Annotated in this window: 16 protein-coding genes; 14 read left to right on the forward strand and 2 right to left on the reverse strand. The window is 69.0% G+C overall.

Features of this window, described 5'->3' with window-relative positions:
* Positions 1-231: 231 nt before the first annotated feature.
* From ACCD06_RS25270 to pseG, 6 genes are all read left to right on the forward strand, one after another.
* The gene (locus tag ACCD06_RS25270; protein ID WP_136703838.1) at positions 232-1,563 is read left to right on the forward strand and encodes a dicarboxylate/amino acid:cation symporter; all 1,332 of its coding nucleotides are present in this window, start codon (positions 232-234) and stop codon (positions 1,561-1,563) included.
* 239 nt (positions 1,564-1,802) lie between these two features.
* Positions 1,803-4,112 carry an NADP-dependent malic enzyme gene (locus tag ACCD06_RS25275; protein WP_413344356.1) on the forward strand — a complete coding sequence of 770 codons (2,310 nt, stop codon included), beginning with the start codon at positions 1,803-1,805 and terminating at the stop codon, positions 4,110-4,112.
* 142 nt (positions 4,113-4,254) lie between these two features.
* Positions 4,255-6,258 (forward strand): tetratricopeptide repeat protein, encoded by a 2,004-nt coding sequence (locus ACCD06_RS25280; protein WP_413344358.1) that lies wholly within the window; start codon positions 4,255-4,257, stop codon positions 6,256-6,258.
* Positions 6,255-10,280 (forward strand): tetratricopeptide repeat protein, encoded by a 4,026-nt coding sequence (locus ACCD06_RS25285; RefSeq protein WP_413344360.1) that lies wholly within the window; start codon positions 6,255-6,257, stop codon positions 10,278-10,280. Before ACCD06_RS25280 ends, ACCD06_RS25285 begins: the two co-directional genes overlap by 4 nt.
* Positions 10,281-10,472: 192 nt before the next feature.
* Positions 10,473-11,198: a nucleotidyltransferase family protein gene (locus tag ACCD06_RS25290; protein ID WP_109156121.1), complete on the forward strand. Its 726-nt coding sequence runs from the start codon at positions 10,473-10,475 to the stop codon at positions 11,196-11,198.
* Between the two features lie 172 nt (positions 11,199-11,370).
* Complete coding sequence (gene pseG, locus ACCD06_RS25295) at positions 11,371-12,465, forward strand: UDP-2,4-diacetamido-2,4,6-trideoxy-beta-L-altropyranose hydrolase (protein WP_413344362.1); 1,095 nt, start codon at positions 11,371-11,373, stop codon at positions 12,463-12,465.
* Positions 12,466-12,477: 12 nt separating this feature from the next.
* On the opposite strand, the gene ACCD06_RS25300 is transcribed toward pseG, so the two are convergent.
* Positions 12,478-12,987: an RT0821/Lpp0805 family surface protein gene (locus ACCD06_RS25300; RefSeq protein WP_109154987.1), complete on the reverse strand. Its 510-nt coding sequence runs from the start codon at positions 12,985-12,987 to the stop codon at positions 12,478-12,480.
* A 180-nt stretch (positions 12,988-13,167) separates the two neighbouring features.
* On the opposite strand from ACCD06_RS25300, the gene ACCD06_RS25305 reads away from it, so the two are divergent.
* From ACCD06_RS25305 to ACCD06_RS25340, 8 genes are all read left to right on the forward strand, one after another.
* A complete protein-coding gene (locus ACCD06_RS25305; RefSeq protein ID WP_413344365.1) occupies positions 13,168-14,793 on the forward strand; it encodes an acyl-CoA synthetase in 1,626 nt (541 codons plus the stop codon).
* A gap of 4 nt (positions 14,794-14,797) precedes the next feature.
* Positions 14,798-15,535, forward strand: a complete 738-nt coding sequence (locus tag ACCD06_RS25310) for a sulfite exporter TauE/SafE family protein (RefSeq protein ID WP_413344367.1) — start codon at positions 14,798-14,800, stop codon at positions 15,533-15,535.
* A gap of 42 nt (positions 15,536-15,577) precedes the next feature.
* A complete protein-coding gene (locus ACCD06_RS25315; RefSeq protein ID WP_109156125.1) occupies positions 15,578-16,282 on the forward strand; it encodes an ABC transporter ATP-binding protein in 705 nt (234 codons plus the stop codon).
* 124 nt (positions 16,283-16,406) lie between these two features.
* Entirely contained in the window at positions 16,407-17,402 is a 996-nt protein-coding gene (locus ACCD06_RS25320; RefSeq protein WP_413344370.1) for an ABC transporter substrate-binding protein, read from the forward strand.
* 18 nt (positions 17,403-17,420) lie between these two features.
* Positions 17,421-18,161 carry an ABC transporter permease gene (locus ACCD06_RS25325; protein WP_413344372.1) on the forward strand — a complete coding sequence of 247 codons (741 nt, stop codon included), beginning with the start codon at positions 17,421-17,423 and terminating at the stop codon, positions 18,159-18,161.
* A 34-nt stretch (positions 18,162-18,195) separates the two neighbouring features.
* Positions 18,196-18,873 carry an ABC transporter ATP-binding protein gene (locus ACCD06_RS25330; RefSeq protein ID WP_247871242.1) on the forward strand — a complete coding sequence of 226 codons (678 nt, stop codon included), beginning with the start codon at positions 18,196-18,198 and terminating at the stop codon, positions 18,871-18,873.
* A 163-nt stretch (positions 18,874-19,036) separates the two neighbouring features.
* Complete coding sequence (locus tag ACCD06_RS25335) at positions 19,037-19,426, forward strand: DUF2946 family protein (RefSeq protein ID WP_413344375.1); 390 nt, start codon at positions 19,037-19,039, stop codon at positions 19,424-19,426.
* A gap of 183 nt (positions 19,427-19,609) precedes the next feature.
* Positions 19,610-20,137, forward strand: coding sequence for a copper chaperone PCu(A)C (locus ACCD06_RS25340; protein WP_109156129.1), 528 nt, complete (start codon positions 19,610-19,612; stop codon positions 20,135-20,137).
* Positions 20,138-20,201: 64 nt separating this feature from the next.
* Here the strand turns inward: ACCD06_RS25340 and kdgT are convergent, their stop codons facing one another.
* Positions 20,202-21,221 carry a 2-keto-3-deoxygluconate transporter gene (gene kdgT, locus ACCD06_RS25345; RefSeq protein WP_413344377.1) on the reverse strand — a complete coding sequence of 340 codons (1,020 nt, stop codon included), beginning with the start codon at positions 21,219-21,221 and terminating at the stop codon, positions 20,202-20,204.
* Positions 21,222-21,507: the final 286 nt, after the last annotated feature.

The following is a 21,507-nucleotide window of genomic DNA, read 5'->3' on the forward strand; positions in this document are numbered from 1 at the left end:
AGCGCTGTGAAGTGTGCGGATTTTCGCACATCGCTGGCCCCCCTGTCGTGCGGATTCTCGCCCTCGGCCATTCGGCAAATGCTTGATGTTGCTGGATTCAGCAATTGGCCCACCGCTTGCTTTCAGGAGCAATCAGTTGGGGTCCGCCCGCCCAGCCGGTGCAAATGCCGGACGAAAGAACGGGCACCCCGCCAGGAACGCCGTTCTGAGGAACGCCACGAGGAGAGTAGCATGAGCGCAGACGCGACCGCCGCGCGCCCCACCGCCGCGACCCAGGGTGCGGTGAAGAAGCCCTTCTACACCAACCTGACCTTCCAGGTTCTGACCGCCATCAGCCTCGGCATCCTGCTGGGGCACTTCTACCCGGCCATCGCGGTGCAGATGAAGCCGCTGGGCGACCTGTTCATCAAGATGGTCAAGATGGTGATCGGCCCGATCGTCTTCCTGACGGTGGTGACCGGCATCTCCTCGATCGGCAACCTGAAGAAGGTCGGCAAGGTCGGCGGCAAGGCCCTGCTGTATTTCGAGGTGGTGACGACCTTCGCACTCGGCATCGGGCTGCTGATCGTCAACCTCGTCCGCCCCGGCGCCGGCATGAACATCCAGCCGGGCCAGCTGAAGGCCGACGCGGTTCAGAAATACGCCACCTCCGCCCACGAGCACGGCTTCATCGACTTCGTCGTCGGCATCGTGCCCGACAATGTGGTCGGCGCCTTCGTCCAGGGCGACATGCTGCAGATCCTGTTCTTCGCCGTGGTGTTCGGCGTCGCCCTGTCCGCCATGGGCCAGAAGGGCAAGCTGGTCGAGGACATCTTCGACAAGATCGGCCATGCCCTGTTCGGCGTGATCGGCATCCTGATGCGCGTCGCCCCGGTCGGTGCCTTCGGCGCCATGTCCTTCACCATCGGCAAGTACGGCATCTCGTCGCTGACGGCGCTGGGCCAGCTGATGGCGTCGGTCTACCTCACCATGGCGATCTTCATCTTCGTCGTGCTGGGTGGCATCGCCAAGGCCTACGGCTTCAGCATCTGGAACTTCATCCGCTACATCCGCCAGGAACTGCTGATCGTGCTCGGCACCTCCTCCTCGGAGTCGGTTCTGCCGCGCATGATGGAGAAGATGCAGAAGTTCGGCTGCTCCAAGCATGTCGTCGGTCTGGTGATCCCCACCGGCTATTCCTTCAACCTCGACGGCACCTCGATCTACCTGTCGATGGCGGCGATCTTCATCGCCCAGGCCTTCAACGTCGACCTGACGATCTGGCAGCAGCTCTACATCCTCATCATCCTGATGCTGACCTCAAAGGGTGCGGCGGCGGTCACCGGCGGCGGCTTCGTGACGCTGGCCGCCACCCTGTCGGCCACCGGCGTCCTGCCGATCGAAGGGCTGGCCCTGCTGCTGGGCGTCGACCGCTTCATGTCGGAAGCCCGCGCGCTGACCAACCTGATCGGCAACGGCGTCGCCACCGTCGTCGTCGCCAAGATGGAAGGCGAGTTCGACGAGAGCAAGGCGGTCGCCGAATACCAGCAGCACTTCAAGGAGCCGGCGCTCGCCCGGATCTGACGATCCGCAAAGAACGCGCGGCACACATGCAGGACCGGATTCGGAAATTCCAAAGATGATCCATCCGGCCTCCATGAGGATCCTGTAAGGTAAGGGGGACGCTTCGATTTGGTTCGAATCGTCCCCTTTCCGTTTCGCGGGGCGGTTGGCGCAGCAGCCCGAATGGGCTATAACCGCCAATCAGGTAAAGCGAACGCAAAGAATTAACTGAAATCACGTTAACCGGAGGAAGAGACCCGATGTCCGGCGATTTTGAGGCGATGGCGCTTGAGTATCACCGCAACCCGCGGCCCGGTAAGCTGGCAGTAGTCGCGACCAAGCCCATGGCCAACCAGCGCGATCTGGCGCTGGCATATTCGCCGGGCGTTGCCCATGCCTGCACCGCCATCGCCGAGGATCCGTCGAAGGCGGCGGAGCTGACGGCGCGGGCCAATCTGGTGGCGGTCGTCACCAACGGCACCGCCGTGCTGGGCTTGGGCAACATCGGTCCCTACGCCGCCAAGCCGGTGATGGAAGGCAAGGCCGTCCTCTTCAAGAAATTCGCCGGTATCGACTGCTTCGACATCGAGCTGAACGAGCATGACGTCGATGCGCTGGTCGACACCATCGTCCGGCTGGAACCGACCTTCGGCGCCATCAACCTGGAAGACATCGCCGCCCCCGCCTGCTTCGAGATCGAGCGCCGCTGCCGCGAGCGCATGAAGATCCCGGTGTTCCACGACGACCAGCACGGCACCGCCATCGTTGTGGGTGCCGCCGTGCTGAACGGTCTGGCGCTGGTCGGCAAGGACATCTCCAAGGTCAAGGTGGTCTCCACCGGCGGCGGCGCGGCCGGCATCGCCTGCCTCGACCTGATGCTGTCGCTGGGTGTCCGCCGCGAGAATGTCTGGCTGGTCGACCGCATCGGCGTGGTCCACAAGGGCCGCAACGAGGAGATGAACGAATACAAGGAGGCCTACGCGCACGACACCGAGGCGCGCACGCTGTCCGACGTCATCGACGGCGCCGACATCTTCCTCGGCCTTTCCGGCGCCAAGGTGCTGAAGCCGGAGCTGCTGGCCCGCATGGCCGACAAGCCGCTGATCCTGGCGCTCGCCAACCCGGAGCCGGAGATCATGCCGGATCTGGCCCGCGAGGCCCGTCCGGACGCCATCATCGCCACCGGCCGCTCCGACTTCCCCAATCAGGTCAACAACGTCCTGTGCTTCCCCTTCATCTTCCGCGGTGCGCTGGACGTCGGCGCCACCACGGTGAACGAGGAGATGAAGATCGCGGCGACCCACGCCATGGCCAACCTCGCCCGCGCCGAACCGTCGGACGTGGTGGCGGCGGCCTATGTCGGTGAATCGCTGCGCTTCGGCCCGGATTACATCCTGCCGAAGCCCTTCGATCCGCGCCTGATCGTCGAGGTGTCGTCGGCGGTCGCCAAGGCGGCCATGGACAGCGGCGTCGCCACCCGGCCGATCGCCGATTTCCGCGCCTATCAGGACCAGTTGAACCAGTACGTCATCCGCTCCGGCCTGTTCATGAAGCCGGTCATCACCAAGGCCAAGACCGCGCCCAAGCGCGTCGTCTATGCCGAGGGCGAGGACCCGCGCGTGATCCGCTGCGCCCAGGTGGTGGTCGATGACGGCATCGCCCATCCGGTGCTGATCGGCCGCCGCGAGGTGATCGAGCGGGTGATCGGCGAGATGGGCCTGCGCCTGAAGATCGGCCAGGACGTCGAGGTGATCGAGATCATCCGCGATCCGCGCTATCACAACTTCACCGAACATTACCGCAAGCTGATGGGACGCCGCGGCGTGTCGCCCAGCCATGCCGCCAACGTGGTTCGGACCCAGCCCACCGTCTTCGGCGCCCTGATGGTCCGCCGCGGCGAGGCCGACGCGCTGGTCTGTGGCACCACCGGCCGCTTCAACGAGCATTGGGCGCACATCTGCGGCCTGATCGGCCTGCGCGACGGCGTGAAGGTCGCCGCGACGATGAATGCGCTGATCTCGCAGAAGGGCGTCCACTTCATCACCGACACCTACGTCAACCCCGACCCGACCGCCGAGCAGGTGGCCGAGATCGCCCGGCTGGCGGCGGACGAGGTGAAGCGCTTCGGCATCGAACCGAAGGTGGCCCTGCTGTCGCACTCCAATTTCGGCAGCGCCGACACCCCGTCCGCCCGCAAGATGCGTGCGGCGGTGGAGCTGGCGTCCGAGCAGATGCCTGATGTCGAGATCGACGGCGAGATGCATGCCGACGCCGCTCTCGCCCCTGCCATTCGCAAGGAAGTGCTGCCCGACAGCCGCCTGAAGGGCGAGGCGAACCTGCTGGTGATGCCGACGCTGGACGCCGCCAACATCGCCTTCAACATGATGAAGATCCTGGGCGAGGCGCAGAATGTCGGTCCGATCCTGCTGGGCGTCCAGCGGCCGGTCCACATCGTCACCCCGTCGGTCACCACCCGCGGTCTGGTCAACATGACCGCCGTCGCCGTGGTCGATGCCCAGCTGGCCGACCCGGTCAACGCCGCCCCGACCCCGCCGGTGGGCGTGGCGTAAGGCAATCTCGCTCCCGTGCAACCACTTGCTCCCTCCCCCGCCCAGCGGGGGAGGGCCGGGGTGGGGGCACGGGTCTCCACCCCTTCCACCACACCCAATTCGTGCTATCCCTTACCCGTAGCCAACAGGAACGGCACGGGGCATGACCAACCAGCGCAAAACCGGCAACGCCGCTGCCGCCACCGCCGCGGCGCTGGTCGGGCAGGCCGTCCCGTTGCACCAAGCCGGCCGCCTGCCTGAAGCCGAGGCGCTCTATCGCCAGGCAATCGCCGTTCAGCCGCGCCAGCCGGACGCCCTGCATCTGCTGGGCATGATCGCTTGTCAGACCGGCCGCTTTGCCGAGGCCGCCGACCTGATCGGACAGGCGGTGGCGGCCAAGCGCGACGTTCCCGATTACCACGCCAACCTCGCCTACGCCCTCCAGGCGCTCGGCCGCTCCGCCGAGGCGGAACGCGCGGCCCGCAACGCCCTGCGCCTGCGCCGCCCGTTCCCCGAGGCCGCCAACACTCTGGGCAATGCCCTGAACGCCCAAGGCAAGGCCGCCGAGGCCGCCGATGCCTACCGTGCCGCCCTGCGCGCCCGCCCCGACTACGGGGAGGCGGAGGGCAACCTGGGCGCGGTGCTTCGCAGCCTTGGCCGCTCGGCGGAGGCGGAACCGCTCCTGCGCCACGCGCTTGCCTCCAATCCCTCCCTGACGGAAGCGCGCGCCGCCCTGGGCCTCGCCCTGCTCGACCTTGGGCGAGCCGATGAAGGGGAAGCGGAGTTGCGTGCCGTGCTTGCCCGCCGGCCGGACCATTCCGCGGCGGCCCTGGCATTGGCCGGATCGCGGCAACGCCGCTGCGGAGACGCAGAACCCGCATACCGCCGCTACCTGACGCTGGAACCGGCGGATGCCGAGGGCTGGAACGCTTACGGTCTCGCCCTGCAAGGTGCCGACCGCATCGCGCCCGCCGCCGACGCCTTCGCCCGCGCTCTGCGGCTCGACCCGAATATGGCGGAGGCGATGACCAACCTCGGCACGATCCGTCGTCAGCAGGGTCGGGCTACGGACTCCGCCGAGTTGCAACGCCACGCGCTGGACCTGCGCCCCGACTATGCCGCCGCCCATACGAATCTGGCGCTCGCCCTTCAGGATCTGGGCGACGAAGTCGGCGCGGAGCGGGAATTCACCAAGGCGCTGGCTGCCGATCCGGCGCAGGCGCTCGCCCGCTTCAACCGCGCCATCCTGCGCCTGCGCCAAGGCCGGTTGGCCGAGGGATGGGAAGATTACACCGTCCGCTTCGATTCCGGGCGGTTGCGGCCGAAGCGCCCCTTCAACATCCCGGAATGGGAGGGCGGCGAGCTTGCCGGGCGCCGCCTGCTGCTGTGGGCCGAACAGGGGTTGGGCGACGAGTTCATGTTCGGCGCCCTTCTACCGGAAGCCCTGTCGCGTTTCCCTGCCGCCATCGTCGAATGCGAACCGCGGCTGGTCGCGCTGTTCCAGCGCTCCTTTCCCCGCACCACGGTGCGCGCGCCGACGCGGCGGCCGACCGATGCCGACTGCCATCTCCCCTTCGGCTCGCTGCCGCGCCTGCTGTGGAAGACCGCACCGGTCCCACCGCCGCCCGCCGGCTGGCTGAAGCCGGATCCGGAGCGGGTGGCGGCATGGCGGTCCCGGTTGGATGCGCTCGGCCCCGGCCTGAGGGTCGGGATTGCCTGGACCAGCCGGCGCATCACCACCGAACGGCGCCAGTCCTATACCGACCTGGAGGAGTGGAACTCCCTGTTGTGCCTGCCCGGCATTCATGCCGTCAGCCTTCAATATGACGGACGCGAGGAAGAGATCGCTGCGGTCGAAGAGCGATTGAGGCTGCGCATCCACCGCTGGCCCGACCTCGACCAGATCGCCGATCTGGAGGGCACCGCCGCCCTGATGGCGAACCTCGATCTGGCGATCACCGTCGCGTCCTCCGCCGGGGAAATGGCGGCAGCGCTGGGCGTGCCGGTCTGGCGATTGGGACGGCGCGACTGGACGCAACTCGGCACAGCGGTGCGTCCCTGGTTCCCCACCATGCGCTGCATCCATCCCGATGGGTCGGCCGGCATCGGTGGCGCCATTCCCAAGGCAGCGCAGATGCTTAACAGACTTTCCGCAGGTGATCTGTGAGCATTTCAGATTGGTTCGCCGAGGCGCTTCGCCATCATCAGGCCGGCGCTCTGGACGCCGCCGAACCCCTGTACCGACGTGTCTTGGATGCCGAACCGCGTCACGCCGATGCCCTGCATCTGCTGGGCGTCCTGAACCACCAGCGCAACGACAACGTTCAAGCCATTCACTTAATTAGTAAAGCGGTCGAACTTGCGCCGGAGGTGGCGGATTACCACGCCAACAGGGGCATCGTTCTGCAACGGCTTGGCCGCCTGGAGGAAGCCGAAGCAGCGCAACGTCGTGCACTCCAATGCATCCCCACCCATGTCGGCGCCCATTTCAATCTGGGGCTGGTGCTGGCCGCGCTCGATCGGTTGGCGGAGGCCGCCGTCCATTATGCCGAAGCCGCCCGGCTGTCTCCCAATTTGGCCGACGCCCACCTGAACCTCGGCGCCGCCCTACAGGGGATCGGTCGGGCGGAAGAAGCATTGGCTGCCCATGCCCGCGCGGCGGAACTGCTTCCCGGCGACCCGCGCCCCTGGACGAACCGGGCGGTCAGCCTTCAGCAACTCGGCCGCAAGAGGGAGGCCGCCGACGCCTTGCAGATGGCGGCGACGCTAGGCGGTGGAACCTCCGACCCCACGGCCCTGTCCGCTCTCGCCGCCGCGCTCCATGCCGCCGGGCGGATGGAGGATGCGGCGGAGCGCTACGCCGACGCCTTGCGCCTTGCGCCACGCGATGCGTTTTCTCTCAACGGTCTAGGGCTCTGTCTTAAGGCTCTTGGTCAACTGGATGATGCGGCCACCTGCTTCGATGCGGCCACCGCCATCCAGCCAGACCATGCCGACGCGCTGGACAATCTCGGCAGCATCCGCAACGCCCAGGGCCGCCATGCCGAGGCGGAGGCCCTGCACCGGGAAGCGATCCGCCAGCGGCCCGACTTCGCCGGCGCCTGGAACAATCTCGGCAATGCCCGCCATGCCGCCGGCCGCACGTCCAACGCCTGGACGGCATGGCATGTTGCATTGACGCTCGATCCCACCCTGCCGGAAACCCACACCAACCTGGGCAACGCCCTGCGCAGCGCCGAGCGTTTCGCCGAGGCCGAGCGGTCGCAACGTCGCGCCATCCGGCTTGCGCCGCTGGAGGCGCCTGCCCGCAACAATCTGGGCCACCTGCGCCAAGGCCGGCACGACCATGCCGGCGCCGCCGACTGCTACCGCAGCGCCCTGGCGCTGGACCCCGCCTATGGCGAGGCCTGGAGCAACCTGGGGCTGGCCCGGCAACGGTTGAGCGACGGCACGGGGGCGGAGCGCTGCTATGACCGGGCGCTGACGCTGCGACCCGACATGTCGTTGTCGCACTTCAACAAGGGCCTGCTGCGGCTGGAGGCCGGCGATCTCGACCATGGCTGGCCCGGTTATGCCTGGCGTTTCGGCTCGGGGCAGGTCGGGCAGGGGCGCCAGCCGCGCGCCCAGCCATGGCGTGGAGAGGACCTGACCGGCCGCCGCCTGATGATCTGGGGCGAGCAGGGCGTGGGCGACACCATCCTGTTCTCCGCCCTCTGCCCCGAGTTGGCCGGACGCGCCGTTTCGACCACACTTGAGGTCGATCGCCGGCTGGTGCCCCTGTTCGCCCGCTCCTTCCCGGCCCTGCGGGTGCGGGCGGAGGCGCTGGACGCGCAGGGTCGGGAGGCGATGGCGATCCCCGACTATGACCGCCACGTGCCGATGGGCTCCTTGCCCCGCGTCCTGCGCCGCCGGCTGGCCGATTTTCCGCCGCGCCCCTCCTGGCTGGTGCCCGACGCAGGGTTGGTCGAGCGTTGGCGCGACCGGCTGGCGGCTCTCGGCTCCGGATTGCGCATCGGCATCGGCTGGCGCAGCCAGATGATGACCGTGGAGCGTAGCATCGCCTATCTGGCGCTCGACGTCTGGGCGCCGCTGTTCGCGCTGCCCGGCATCCAATGGGTGGTGCTGCAATATGGCGAGGTGGAGGAGGAGGTCCGGCAGGCCGAGCAGCGTTTCGGCATCCGCCTGCACCGCTGGGACGATCTCGACCGCAAGGACGATTTCGATGGCGTCGCCGCCCTGATTGCCGGGCTGGACCTCGTCATTTCGCCGGCGATGTCGGTTGGTGAGCTGGCAGGCGCGCTCGGCACCCCGGTCTGGCGCTTCGGCACCCGCGATTGGACGCAGTTGGGGGCCGGGGTCCGCCCCTGGTATCCGTCGATGCGCCTCTTCCAGCCCCGGCCGGGCGAGCCGCTGTCGGCGACGATGGCCGATATGGCCGGCGCATTGCGTTCGCTCTCCCGATTATCGGCCACGTCACGCCATGCGCCCCCCTCACCCAGCCCTCTCCCCGGGGCGGAGAGGGTACCCGCAGCGGGAGAGGCGTTGGCGGCGCAGGCGGTCGCTCTGCACCGGCAAGGCCGCTTGCTCGACGCGGAAACCCTTCACCGCAAGGCCGTGGCAACCGCTCCGACCCACCCGGCCGCCTGGACCAACGGTGGTCTCACGCTGCTCCGGCTTGGCCGCGTCGAGGCCGCAATTCTCTGGCACCGGCGCGCAGTGGCGCTGAACCCGGCCTTTCCAGAAGCGCTGGGTAACCTCGGTGTGGCACTCCAGGCCGGTGCGTCCGCGGCAGAGGCCGCGACGCTGCACCGCCGCGCCGTCCGGCTTCGCCCATTGCAGGCGGAAAGCTGGGGCAACCTCGCCGCCGCCCTGCTCGCCACCCGGCACTTCGCCGAGGCCGAGACCGCCTGCATCCGCGCGGCAGCCCTGGCACCGAGCCTAGCCGGGGTGCTGATCACGGCCGCCGCGGCGTTGAAGGGGCAGGGGCGTTTCGCCGAGGCCGCTCGCCAGTGCCGCCGTGCATTGCGCATCACGCCCACTTCGGCCAAGGGCTGGTCGAACCTGGGCATGGCGCTGGCGGGGCTCGGACGCTGGAGCGACGCCCTGTACGCTCACCGCCGCGCGACGGCACTCGCTCCCGATCTGCCGGACGTATTGGTCATCCATGGCCACGGGCTGCTGATGCGGGGAGAGCGTCACCCCACCCGCGACTGGACCGAACGGAGCCTGCGGCTGACGCCGGGCAGGGCCGACGCCCGGATGAACCGCGCCCTGCTGCGCTTGGCCGAGGGCGACCTGACCGGCGGCTGGGACGATTACGCTCACCGCTTCGCCACCGGCGAAGCCGTTTCACGCCGCCTCAATATCCCGGAATGGCAGGGCGAACCATTGGCCGGCCGCCGTATCCTGGTATGGGGCGAACAGGGGCTGGGCGACGAGATCATGTTCGGCACGGCGTTGCCCGACCTGCTCCGTCAAGCCGGCCGGCTGATCGTCGAATGCGACCCGCGCCTGACCGGCCTGTTCGCCCGCGCCCTGCCGGGTGCGGAGGTGCGGGCGCCCACCACGAATCCGCGCGATGCCGATTGCCATGCACCAATGGGGAACATCGCCGCGCGGCTGCGGCCTGCCCTGCGGCATTTCCCTTCAACCGCTCCACTCTTCATCGCCGATCCACGGCTGGCGGCGGACTGGCGCGGCCGGCTGGCGGACCTCGGTCCCGGCTTGCGGGTCGGCATCTGCTGGCGAAGCAGCCGCATGACGGCCGACCGGGCCGGCGCATACAGCCGGATCGACCAGTGGGGACCGATCCTCGCCGTGCCGGGCGTGACCTTCGTCAGCCTGCAATATGACGGGCACGAGGCGGAGCGGGAGGACGCCCTGCACCGCTTCGGCACGGTGCTGCACCACTGGCCCGATCTGGACCAGCGCCGGGATCTGGAGGGGGTGGCGGCGCTCATCTCCGGCCTTGACCTCGTGATCTCCGCCCCGACCGCCGTGGGGGAACTGGCCGCTGCCCTCGGGGTCCCGGTCTGGCGGATCGGGGGGGCCGGCGACTGGTCGGCCCTGGGGACGGCGGTGCGGCCCTGGTTCCCATCCATGGCGCTGGCCGGCCATGCCGGTGACCACGACGTGACCCTGGCGGCGGTCGCGCAACGCCTGCGGTGTCTCGCCAAAGGGGTCCCATGACCATCGGAGGAGGGAGGCCCACGCAATTCCGCATTGCGATTCCGGAGCGCCCCCTTTATCGACTATGGCCGCCGGGCGCCGCGCAGGGTGGATGACCCGGCGCCCGCGCCGTCGTAAGCTGCTTCCTGCCGGACGGCGACAGATGGGTTCAGGACAGGGTTTCGGGGCGCGGTTTTAGGGAAAGGACGGTCGGTGCGGTCTGAGGACGCTCTTGCCAACATAGACGTCGCGGTGCTTGCCGGCGGGCTGGGCACACGCATCCGGGGCGTTCTGGGTGACACGCCGAAGGTCCTGGCCCCCATCGCGGGCCGTGCCTTCCTCGGCCATCTCCTGGATTACCTGTCGACCTACGGATCGCGCCGGGTGGTGCTGTGCCTGGGCCATCTGGCCGATCGGGTGACCGCATGGCTCGCCCGCGGCGATTCCGCCGGCACCATCGACGTGGTCTGCCAGATCGAACCGCGCCCGCTCGGCACCGCAGGGGCGCTCGGCTATGTCCGCAAGGAACTGCGCAGCAGCACCATCCTGGTGGTGAACGGCGACACCTTCCTCGACGCCGACCTGCGCGCCTTCATCGCCTCGCACCGGCTGTCGGGGGCGGAGGCGTCGGTCCTGTGTGTGACGGTGGAGGATGCCTCCCGCTTCGTGCGGGTGGAGATCGGGCCGGACAGCCGCGTCCGCCGTTTCCTGGACAAGGTGCCGGGGGCGGGCACCATCAATGCCGGCGTCTATCTGTTCTCCGCCGCCTTCCTCGACCGCTTCATCGCGGCGGGCGCGGTGTCGCTGGAACGCGACGTGCTGGAAAAGCTGCCGTCGGGCACGCTGAACGCCCATGTCGCCAAGGCCCGCTTCCTCGACATCGGCACGCCGGAGAGCCTCGCCACCGCCGCCAGCGTCATCGCCGGCCGCGAGTCCTGACGGGGAGGTCCGTCGGGAGCCCCGGCGGCCGCAATTTACCTCCGCGCACGCGACCGTCTGCCACTGGACTCGCGCAATGTGCCGGGCCAAGATGCGCACCGACTCGACACCGTGCGCAGTGGGTGCTTGCGCCGGGGCCGGGCCACAACGCCGATTTCTCCGGACCAGTGCCATGGCCGTCATCCTCATCCGCGCCGACGCGTCGCCGACCATCGGCACCGGCCATGTCATGCGCTGCCTCGCCGTGGCGGAAGCCTTGCGCGACCAGGGGCACGAGGCGCTGTTCGCCGCCGTCGAATCCACCCCCGCCATCGACCGCCGGCTGTCGGCGGACGGCTTCCGCCATGTCTCCATCGCCGGTCCGGTGGGGCAGGCGGCGGATCTGGCCGCCACCCGCTCGCTCCTGCGGCGGGAGCATGGCACGGCGGTGATGCTCGACGGCTACCGCTTTGGCGAAGCCTACCGCGTCGGGCTGCAGGCCGCCGGTGCGCGGGTGCTGGCCTGGGACGATCTGGGCGACGGCACGCCGCTGCACGCCGACCTCGTCGTCAACGCCGCACCGCAAGCGGTGGCCCTTCCCTATGATGCGATGGCGCCCGGCGCCGTCCTGCTGCTCGGCCCCGGCTACGCCCCGTTGCGGCGGGAGGTTCGGCTGGCGGCTCAGGCGCCGCGGCGGACCATCGCCGACCGGCCGGTGCTGCTGGTGACCTTCGGCGGCTCCGACCCGCTCGGCCTGACGGGGCCGGTTCTGCAGGCGCTGGCGACGGAGCGGCCCGACGGCTGCCGGATCGTCGCCGTCGTCGGCGGCAGCAACCCGCGGGCAAACGAGGTGGCGGCCGAGGTGGCGGCGCTCGCTGCCGATGGCGTATCCGTGGAGATCGACTGCCCGCGCATGGGCGCGCTGATGGCCGACTGCGGTCTGGCGGTGTCGGCCGGCGGCGGCACCATGGGGGAACTTGCCGCGCTGGCGGTGCCGACCCTTCTGGTGGTCACCGCCGACAATCAGGCGATGGCGAGCGGCGACGCCGCCGATCTCGGCTGGTGCACGGCCCTGGACGCCCGTGGCTGCGATCCCGCCAAGGCGGCGGCGGTCATCGCCGGGCGGGCGCTCGCCCTGTGGGCCGACGCCGGGCAACGGCAGCGGATGCAGGATGCCGCCACGGCACTGCCGCTGGACGGCGACGGGGCGGTGCGCATCGCCAGCGCCCTCACCGGCCCGCCGCCGAAATCCGGCAGCGCCGCCCGGCGGCGGACGGCGCTTGCCTGACGGCAGTTCCGGTCAGCTGACCACGCGCCACGTGCCGTCCGGCTGCTGGCAGGCGGTGCCGAAGCCCTGCTGGGTGCGGCCCTGGACCACGATGGTGGTCTGATATTCACGGCAGAGCTGACCCTGCGGCCCGGTGCCCTCGCGCACAGGCGTGTAGCTGCCGTAATTGCCGGTGTCCGGATTGTTCCAGCGCACGGTGCTGCCGGTCGGCGCGCTGTAGGCGTTGACCGCCGCCTGCTGGGCATAGTTCTGGTCGGCACGGTCGAGCGAGGCGCCGGCGGCATTGCCCAGCGCCGCACCCAGCAGCGTGCCGACGCCCACCGCCACCAGCTTGCCGCTGCCGCCGCCGAAGCGCGAGCCGGCCAAGCCACCGACCACGCCGCCGAGAACGGTGCCGGCCGTTTGCTTGTTGGCGCTGACGCCGCCATAGGAGTCGCCGTAGCCGGGCTGTGCGCAGCCGGCAAGCGGGGCCGCGAGCAGGCTGGCGGACAGCGCGGCGGCGAGGAAGGGGCTGGCTTTCATGGTGGCTCTCGTCCTGTTGGGTCCTGTTTGGATCGGCACGAAACTGTTCGTTCCTGACGCCATCAACATGGCTGACCCGCATCTTATTCCCGATGCGTGACGCGGTGCCTCGCTTGCCCCTATGATCGTGCCAACGGTTCCACGAAGGAATCGACGACAAGCCCTTGGGAGGGAACGAACATGCTGCCCAACGCGGACAGCTATGAAGGGGTGTCCCGCGCCTTCGCCTGGCGCGTGCCCGACCGCTACAACATCGGCGTCGACGTCTGCGACCGCTGGGCGGAAACGGACCCCGGCCGCATCGCCCTGATCCACAAGCGGCGCGACGGCGGGACCGAGGAATACCGCTTCTCCGACATCCGCGCCCTGTCCAACCGCTTCGCCAATGCGCTGACGGCGCAAGGTATTGCGCGCGGCGACCGGGTCGGCATTCTGCTGCCCCAGGCGCCGGAAACCGCGATCAGCCATGTCTCGGTCTACAAGCTGGGCGGCATCGCCGTACCGCTGTTCTCGCTGTTCGGGGTGGAGGCGCTGGAATACCGGCTGGCCAACTGCGGCGCCCGCGCCGTGGTCACCGACGCCGCCGGGGCCGCCAAGATCGCCCAGATCCGCGACCGCCTGCCCGACCTGCGTGCTGTCTTCCGCGTCGACGGGTCCGGTCCCGGCTGCCTGGACTGGCATGGGCTGTGCGACGCGGCGTCCGACAGCTTCACCCCGGCCGACACTGGGCCGGACGATCCGGCGCTGATCATCTACACCTCCGGCACCACCGGCCAACCCAAGGGCGCGCTGCATGCGCACCGGGTGCTGCTGGGTCATCTGCCGGGCGTGGAGATGTCGCACGACCTGTTCCCGCAGCCAGCCGACCGCATCTGGACGCCGGCCGACTGGGCTTGGATCGGCGGGCTGCTCGACGTGCTGCTGCCGGCCTGGCACCATGGTGTGACGGTGGTCTCCCACCGCTTCGAGAAGTTCGATGCGGAGGCCGCCTTCGCCCTGCTGGCCGAATTCCAGGTGCGCAACGCCTTCCTGCCGCCGACGGCGCTGAAGATGATGCGGGCGGTGAAGAACCCTCGGGCGCGCCATCGCATCGACATGCGCTCCGTCGCCAGCGGCGGCGAGACGCTGGGTGCCGGGCTGCTCGATTGGGGGCGCGAGACCTTCGGCGTGACAATCAACGAGTTCTACGGCCAGACCGAATGCAACATGATCGTCTCCTCGGCCGCGACGCTGATGACGCCGAAGCCCGGCATCATGGGCCGTCCGGTCCCCGGCCATGACGTGGCGGTGATCGACGGGCAGGGCAACCGGCTGCCGCCGGGCAAGCTCGGCCTGATCGCCGTGCATCGGCCGGATCCGGTGATGTTCCTCGGTTATTGGAACAACCCCGACGCCACCGCGGCAAAATTCGTTGGGCCTGGGGGCGACTGGCTGGTCACCGGCGACCAGGGGGAGTTGGACGAGGACGGTTACATCCGCTTCGTCGGGCGTGATGACGACGTCATCACGTCTGCCGGCTACCGCATCGGCCCCGGCGAGATCGAGGATTGCCTGATCGGCCATCCCGCCGTCCGCATGGCGGCGGTGGTCGGCGTGCCCGACCCGCTGCGCACGGAGATCGTCAAGGCCTTCGTCGTGTTGCAGGAGGGGGTGACGCCGGACGACGCGCTGGTGGCCTCGATCCAGGAGCATGTGAAGACCCGGCTGGCCGCCCACGAATATCCGCGTTCGATCGAATTCATGGAAAGCCTTCCCATGACCACCACCGGCAAGATCATTCGCCGGGAGTTGAGGAACCGCTCGTAATATCATGATCGAATTGATTTTATTGGCCGCGGCCTTTCTGGCTGGAGCAATGAATGCCGTTGCCGGCGGGGGAAGCTTCCTCACCCTGCCGGCGTTGATCTACGCCGGGGTGCCGCCGGTCGCCGCCAACGCCACCGGCACGGTCGCCCTGCTCCCCGGCTATGCCAGCGGCGTCTACGGCTACCGTCAGGACCTGACGCCGGTCGGCACGCTCAGCCTGCCGCTGCTGTCGGCGGTCAGTCTGGTCGGCGGGCTGGTCGGGGCAGGGCTGCTGCTGGTGACGCCGGATTCGGTGTTCCGCGGCATCGTGCCCTGGCTCTTGCTGCTGGCGACCGGGCTGTTCGCCTTCGGCAACATGCTGGCGCAGCGGCTGCGCAGCCTGGGTCTGCACGGCAACGGGGCGATGCTGGGCACGCTGTTCGCCGTCTCCGTCTATGGCGGCTATTTCAACGGCGGGCTCGGCATCCTCCTGCTGGCGCAGTTGAGCCTGTTCGGCATGACCGACCTGAATGCCATGAACGGGCTGAAGAACCTGTTCTCCGCCGTGCTGACCGCCATCGCCGTGGTGGCCTATGCCGCTGGCGGGGCGGTGGAATGGCCGAAGGCGCTGCTGATGGTGGTGGCCGCGGTCGCCGGCGGTTATGTCGGCGCCCGGCTGGGGCGGAAGATCCCCAAGCCGATCCTGCGCACCGGCATCATCGCCGTCGGTCTGGTGATGAGTGCGGTGTTCTTCCTGAAATGATCGCGCTATAGAGGGCGCTCCCCGCCTTTTGGACCTGCCGCCATGCTGACCGTATCCGATCTCGACCTGTACTATGGCGACGCCCAGGCGCTCGACGGTGTCACGCTGCAGGTGGCGGCGGGGCAGACCACCGCCATCGTCGGCGCCAACGGGGCCGGCAAGACCTCGCTGATCCGCGCCATCTCCGGCATCCTGAAACCGGCGCGTGGCAGCATCCGCTTCAAGGACCGCGAGATCGCCGGACTGCCCAGCCATGTCGTCTGCGACCTCGGCATCGGGCAGGTGGCGGAAGGGCGGCAGATCTTCCCGACGCTGAGCGTGCGGGAGAATCTGGAGATGGGCGCCGTCATCCCACGCGCCCGGTCCAGCGCGCGCCAGACCTACGACCGGGTGCTGGACCTGTTCCCGCGCCTGCGCGAACGGCTGGACCAGGCGGCCGGCACCCTGTCCGGCGGCGAGCAGCAGATGCTGGCCATCGGCCGCTGCCTGATGGGCAAGCCGGACCTCATCATGTTCGACGAGCCGTCGCTCGGCCTGTCGCCCGCCCTGGTGCAGGAGCTGTTCCGCATCATCCGGACACTGGCGGCCGAGGGCATGACGATCATCCTGGTCGAACAGAATGTCGCCGCCTCCCTGCGCATCGCCCAGACGGCTTACGTGCTGGAGAACGGCCGGGTGGTGCTGTCGGGCACGGGGGAGGCGCTGCTGGCCGACCCGGCGGTGAAGCAGGCCTATCTGGGACTGTGATCCCGCCCCCTCCAAACCGGCCGCCGTCCAGCCGGCGCTACCCCCCTTATCCTCCTATCGTTGAATATACGAACCATCTACAGTCCCCCTAAGCTGGCAGTCCATTCAACACCGGGCGGGGACCATGGCGGCAGGCTGCACCAGACGGACGACATTGCTGGCGGCCGGCGCGCTGCTGGCGTCTGCAACGCTCCGGCACGCGGCTGCCGCCGACCGGACGGTTGTCCGCGCCGGGGTGCTGAAGTTCGGCACGGTCAGCTGGGAACTCGACACCGTCCGCGCCAACGGCTTCGACCGCCAAGCCGGCATCGACCTGCAACTGGTGGAGCTGGCGGGCAACCCCGCCACCCAGGTGGCGCTCCAGGCGGGCGGGGTCGAGGTCATCGTTTCCGACTGGCTGTGGGTGTCGCGGATGCGCAGCAAGGGGGAGGCACTGTGCTTCATCCCCTACTCGACCGCCGTCGGCGCGCTGGTGGTTCCGGCCAAGTCCGCCATCGCCGGGATCGGCGACCTGCGCGGCAAGCGCATTGGGGTCGCCGGCAGCCCGCTCGACAAGAGCTGGCTCCTGCTGAAGGCCCTGGCCGCCGACCGCCATGGACTGTCGCTAGACCGCGATGCGCAGCCCTTCTTCGCCGCACCGCCTCTGCTGAACAGCAAGATCGCCAGCGGCGACCTGGATGCGGTATTGACCTTCTGGCCCTTCGCCGCCCGGCTGGAGGCGAAGGGCATGCGCGTGACGATGACGGTGTCCGACATGCTGGAGGCGCTGGGCCAGCCGGCGACGGTGCCCTCCATCGGTTATGTCTTCCGCGAGGAATGGGCGCGCGCCAACCCGGCCGCCATCGCCGGATTCCAGGCGGCGACGAACAAGGCGAAAGCCCTGCTGGCACAGTCCGACGCCGCGTGGCAGCGGCTCGCCCCGCTGATGCAGGCGGAGGATGACGCCACCTTCCGCATCCTGCGCGACCGCTACCGCGACGGCATCCCGCGCCGCTGGACCGAGGAGGAGCGGGCAGGGGCCGCAAAGCTCTACGCGCTGCTGGCGCGGCTGGGTGGGCGGGAACTGGTCGGTGACGCGCCCACCATCGCCCCCGGCACCTTCTGGATCGGTGGGGCCTGACCGGTGCGCCGCGCCCTGATGCCTGTTGCGTCGATCCTGCTGCTGCTGGCCGTCTGGCAGGCGGCGGCGCTGACGGTCGGCGGGCGCCTGCTTCCGGGACCGGTGGTGGTGGCCGAGGCCTTGCTGCGCGAGGCGGAGAGCGGGGCGCTGTTCCATCACATGGGCGTCACGCTGCTGCGCGTGCTGGCGGCCTTCGCGCTCGCCATGTCCATCGGGGTCGGGCTGGGTCTGCCGATGGGGCGGTCGCCCTTCATCGACCGGCTGTTCGGCCCCTGGCTGGTCTTCTTCCTGAACCTGCCGGCGCTGGTGGTCATCGTGCTGGCCTATGTCTGGTTCGGATTGACCGAGGCGGCGGCCATCGGCGCGGTCGCCGTCAACAAGATTCCCAACACGGTGGTCCTGGTGCGGGCCGGTGCCCGCGCCATCGACGAGGGGCTGATCGACATGGCCCGCGTCTACCGCCTGTCGCCCGCGGACCGGCTTCGCCATGTGCTGCTGCCGCAACTCACCCCCACCATCGCCGCGGCTGCGCGGTCCGGCCTGGCGCTGATCTGGAAGATCGTGCTGGTGGTCGAACTGCTGGGCCGCAGCGATGGTGTCGGATTCCAGATCAACCTCCTATTTCAGACCTTCGATGTCGCAGGAATCCTGGCTTACACCATCGCGTTCGTGGCCGTGGTCCAGCTTCTGGAATACGGCATCCTGCAACCGGTCGAGCGCCACTGCCAGCGCTGGCGGCGGATGCCCGCTGAAGCTTGAGATCCGCTCCAAGCGCTTCGGCGCGGTGGAGGCGGTGCGCGGCCTGACCCTGTCCGCCGCGGCGGGGGAGGTCGTGGCGCTGGTCGGCCCCAGCGGCTGCGGCAAGACGACCGCGCTCGGCATCGTCGCCGGGCTGGACCGCGCCTTCGACGGCGTGGTGGAGGTCGGGGCGCGGCCGGACGGCGGGCCGGCCCGGCTCGGCTATGTCTTCCAGGAACCGCGCCTGCTGCCCTGGCGAACCGTGCGGCAGAATCTGGCGCTGGTCCTGCCGCGTGCGCAGCGCCGCGGCCCGGCGGTCGACGCCATGCTCGACGCGCTGGAGCTGTCGCCCTTCGCCGACCGCTTCCCGACCCAACTGTCGCTGGGCATGGCGCGGCGGGTTGCGCTGGCCCGTGCCTTCCTGGTGGAGCCGGACCTGCTGCTGATGGACGAACCCTTCGTCTCGCTGGACGAGCCGACGGCGCTTCGGCTGCGCACGCTGCTGTCGGAACTGCTGGACCGGCGGCCGGCCACCGTCCTGCTGGTCACCCACAACCTGCGCGAAGCCCTGGCGCTGGCCGACCGGCTGCTTCTGCTGGCGCCGTCGCCCGGCCGGGTGGTGGCGGAGGTGCCGGTGACCGTTCCCCGCGCCGCCCGCGACGACGCCACCATCGAGGCCTTGCGCCACGACCTGCTGTCCAGGCCGGAACCGGCCTTCCGCCTGCTGGCCTGACCCTTCTCGATTTGTGCGTTCATTTGCCGCTCGTCCGTTTACGAATGCTGCGGTATCCTGCTCCGCTGCCGGGTACGTCCGGCGATTGCAAAGGCGGCGGAACCGAATGCCCTTCGGTCGATCGACAGTGCGGCGGGTGCGGAGGCTCGGCCTGGTGGCCGGGATGGCCGCGCTGTTGCTGCAGGTCATTGCCTGGGGCTGGATGCCGATGGTTCCGGGGACCGCCCGGGCCGGAGAGACCGCCTCGCTGCCGATCTGTTCCTCCGGCGGCCTGACCACCCTCCAGGTCGATGCCGCCGTTTATGGAATCGGCGAGTTCGGGCTCGCCTCCGACGACGGCGACCCTGAAAAATCGCCGGATCACGCGCCGTCAAACACCGACCATTGCCCGCTCTGCCCGCTGGTGGCCGGGCTGGCCTTGCCGCCGCCGCCATTGACCGTCGGCCCGGCCCTTGCCATGGCCAGCGACTCCCGCCTGCTGCCGGGCGAACGGATCGCCGCCGGCTGGTTCCTGTCGACCCTCCAGGCCCGCGCTCCGCCGTCGCTCGCCTGATTTTCGCGGCTGCTCAGCCAAGGCCGCCACGCGCATCGCCACGCCCACTCTCCGTCCGGATCGGTGCGCTTGGCGGTCTATCCACACATTCCAACGTGCAACCTTCCAATTCACGTCCCGCGGCATAACCCGCCGCGGCGGCTCCCCCCTGCTGTTCACATCCGCATTCCAGGAGAAGAGTCCATGAAGCGCATTCTCGGCATCGCCGCCGCCCTGGCCCTGTTCGGTGCCGTCCCCGCTTTGGCCCACAGCTACAAGGCCGGCCCGATCGAGATCGGCCATCCCTGGGCGCGCGCCACCGCGCCGGCGGCCCCGAACGGCGGCGCCTATCTGTCGCTGACCAACACCGGCAGCACGGAGGACCGTCTGGTTTCCGCCTCTACCCCGGCCGCCGACAAGGCGGAGTTGCACACCCATCTGAACGAGAATGGCGTGATGAAGATGCGGGAGGTTCCGGCCATTCCGGTGGCGCCGGGCGAGGAGGTGAAGCTGGCGCCCGGCGGCCTGCACATCATGCTGCTGGGCCTCAAGAAGCCGCTGGAGAAGGGCGCCCACATCCCTATGACCCTGCACTTCGAAAAGGCAGGCACCGTCGAAGTCGAGATCTCCGTCGAGGCGGCCGGACAGAGCGCGCCCCAGGCCGAAGGGCATATGGGCGCCATGGGCGGCGCCGGCCACGGCCACAACGCCGAACCGGCCAAGAAGCAGTAATGCGGAAGGCCGCCGGCAGGGGAACCGCCGGCGGCCTCTTTTCACGGAAATACGCTCGTCCCGGTCACTCCGCCGGAGCGGCTCCCACCGGTTGGGGGGAGAGCTTGGCAGCTTCGGCGGCCTGATAGCGGGGCGACAGCACGCCGAAGCGACGCGCCCACCATGCCGTCAGCGGCGGCGTCAGCAGGGCCGTGACCACCACGCTGGTGGCGATCAGCGCCGTGGCCGACGGGGCGACCGGCGCGAAGGTCGGCTCGATCGAAGCGATGATCGGCGGGACCGTCACAGCCGCACCGGCGGTGGAGGCGGCACCGATGCCGGCCGTACCGTTGCCCTTCGCCAGAAGGACGTCGGCCAAAACCAGCATGAAACCGGTGACGACGATCACCGTCAGGCCCAGCACGATGCCCAGCAACCCGGTGTTGAGGATCGTCGAGAAGTTCAGGTTGTTGCCCAGCGCGAAGGCGAAGAACGGCACCATCACCGAGACGCCCTGGGTGAAGAAGGCCCGCAGGTCCTTGTCCAGATTGCCCAGCGCGAAGCCGATCAGGAAGGGCAGCAGGGCGCCGACCATCGTCTGCCAGGGGAAGGCCGCCAGCCCGGCGATGCCCAGCGTCACCATGGTCATGAAGGGTCCCGATTCCAGGCACATCAGGCAGAAGGCGCCGGCCTCCTCCTTGGTGCCGTACTGCTGCATCAGCGCCATGTACATGCCGCCGTTGGTGTCGTTCATCACCGCGATGATCGCCAGCACCGACAGGCCGGAGAAGAAGCCGGACGTGATGCCTTCCGCCGGGATGAACCACGAGGCGATGACGCCCGCCATGGCGGCGGTGAGGAGCTTGACCGACACCAGCACGCCGCTCTTGCGCAGGACCAGCGGCGTTGCCTTCAGGCTGATGCTGGCGCCGATGCAGAAGAACCACACCGACAGGATCGGCAGCGTGCCGGTGATCAGCCCGTTGGTGAAGGACCCGAAGAATTTGCCCGTGTTGGGAGCCAACGTGTTCAGGCAGGCGCCGAGGAACAGGGGGACGATCATCATCCCGCCGGGGATGCGGTCGATCCGGGACTTGATGTTCATGGAAGACACTCCTTCGAATTTCATCCCGTCGCCGCCGCGCCCCTTCGCCATCGGGCATAATTCAGCGGCCATCAATTTTGTCAGGACGGCAGCCATGCGCCGCTTTGTGTATACTAGTATACAAGTTGTCCGGCCATTGTCAAAGCGGCGGATTGTCCGACGCGACACGTTGTCGCGCCGAAGGGGAATGAAGACGGAGACAGCAGGATAGGGACGGAGCCGCAGAGGATTAGGGCTCGATTTATTACATTTTCAGCATAAAATGCTTCTATATCGAGGCTTTCGG

The organism is Azospirillum sp. CT11-132 (assembly GCF_047302835.1).
Taxonomy (GTDB): Bacteria; Pseudomonadota; Alphaproteobacteria; order Azospirillales; family Azospirillaceae; genus Azospirillum.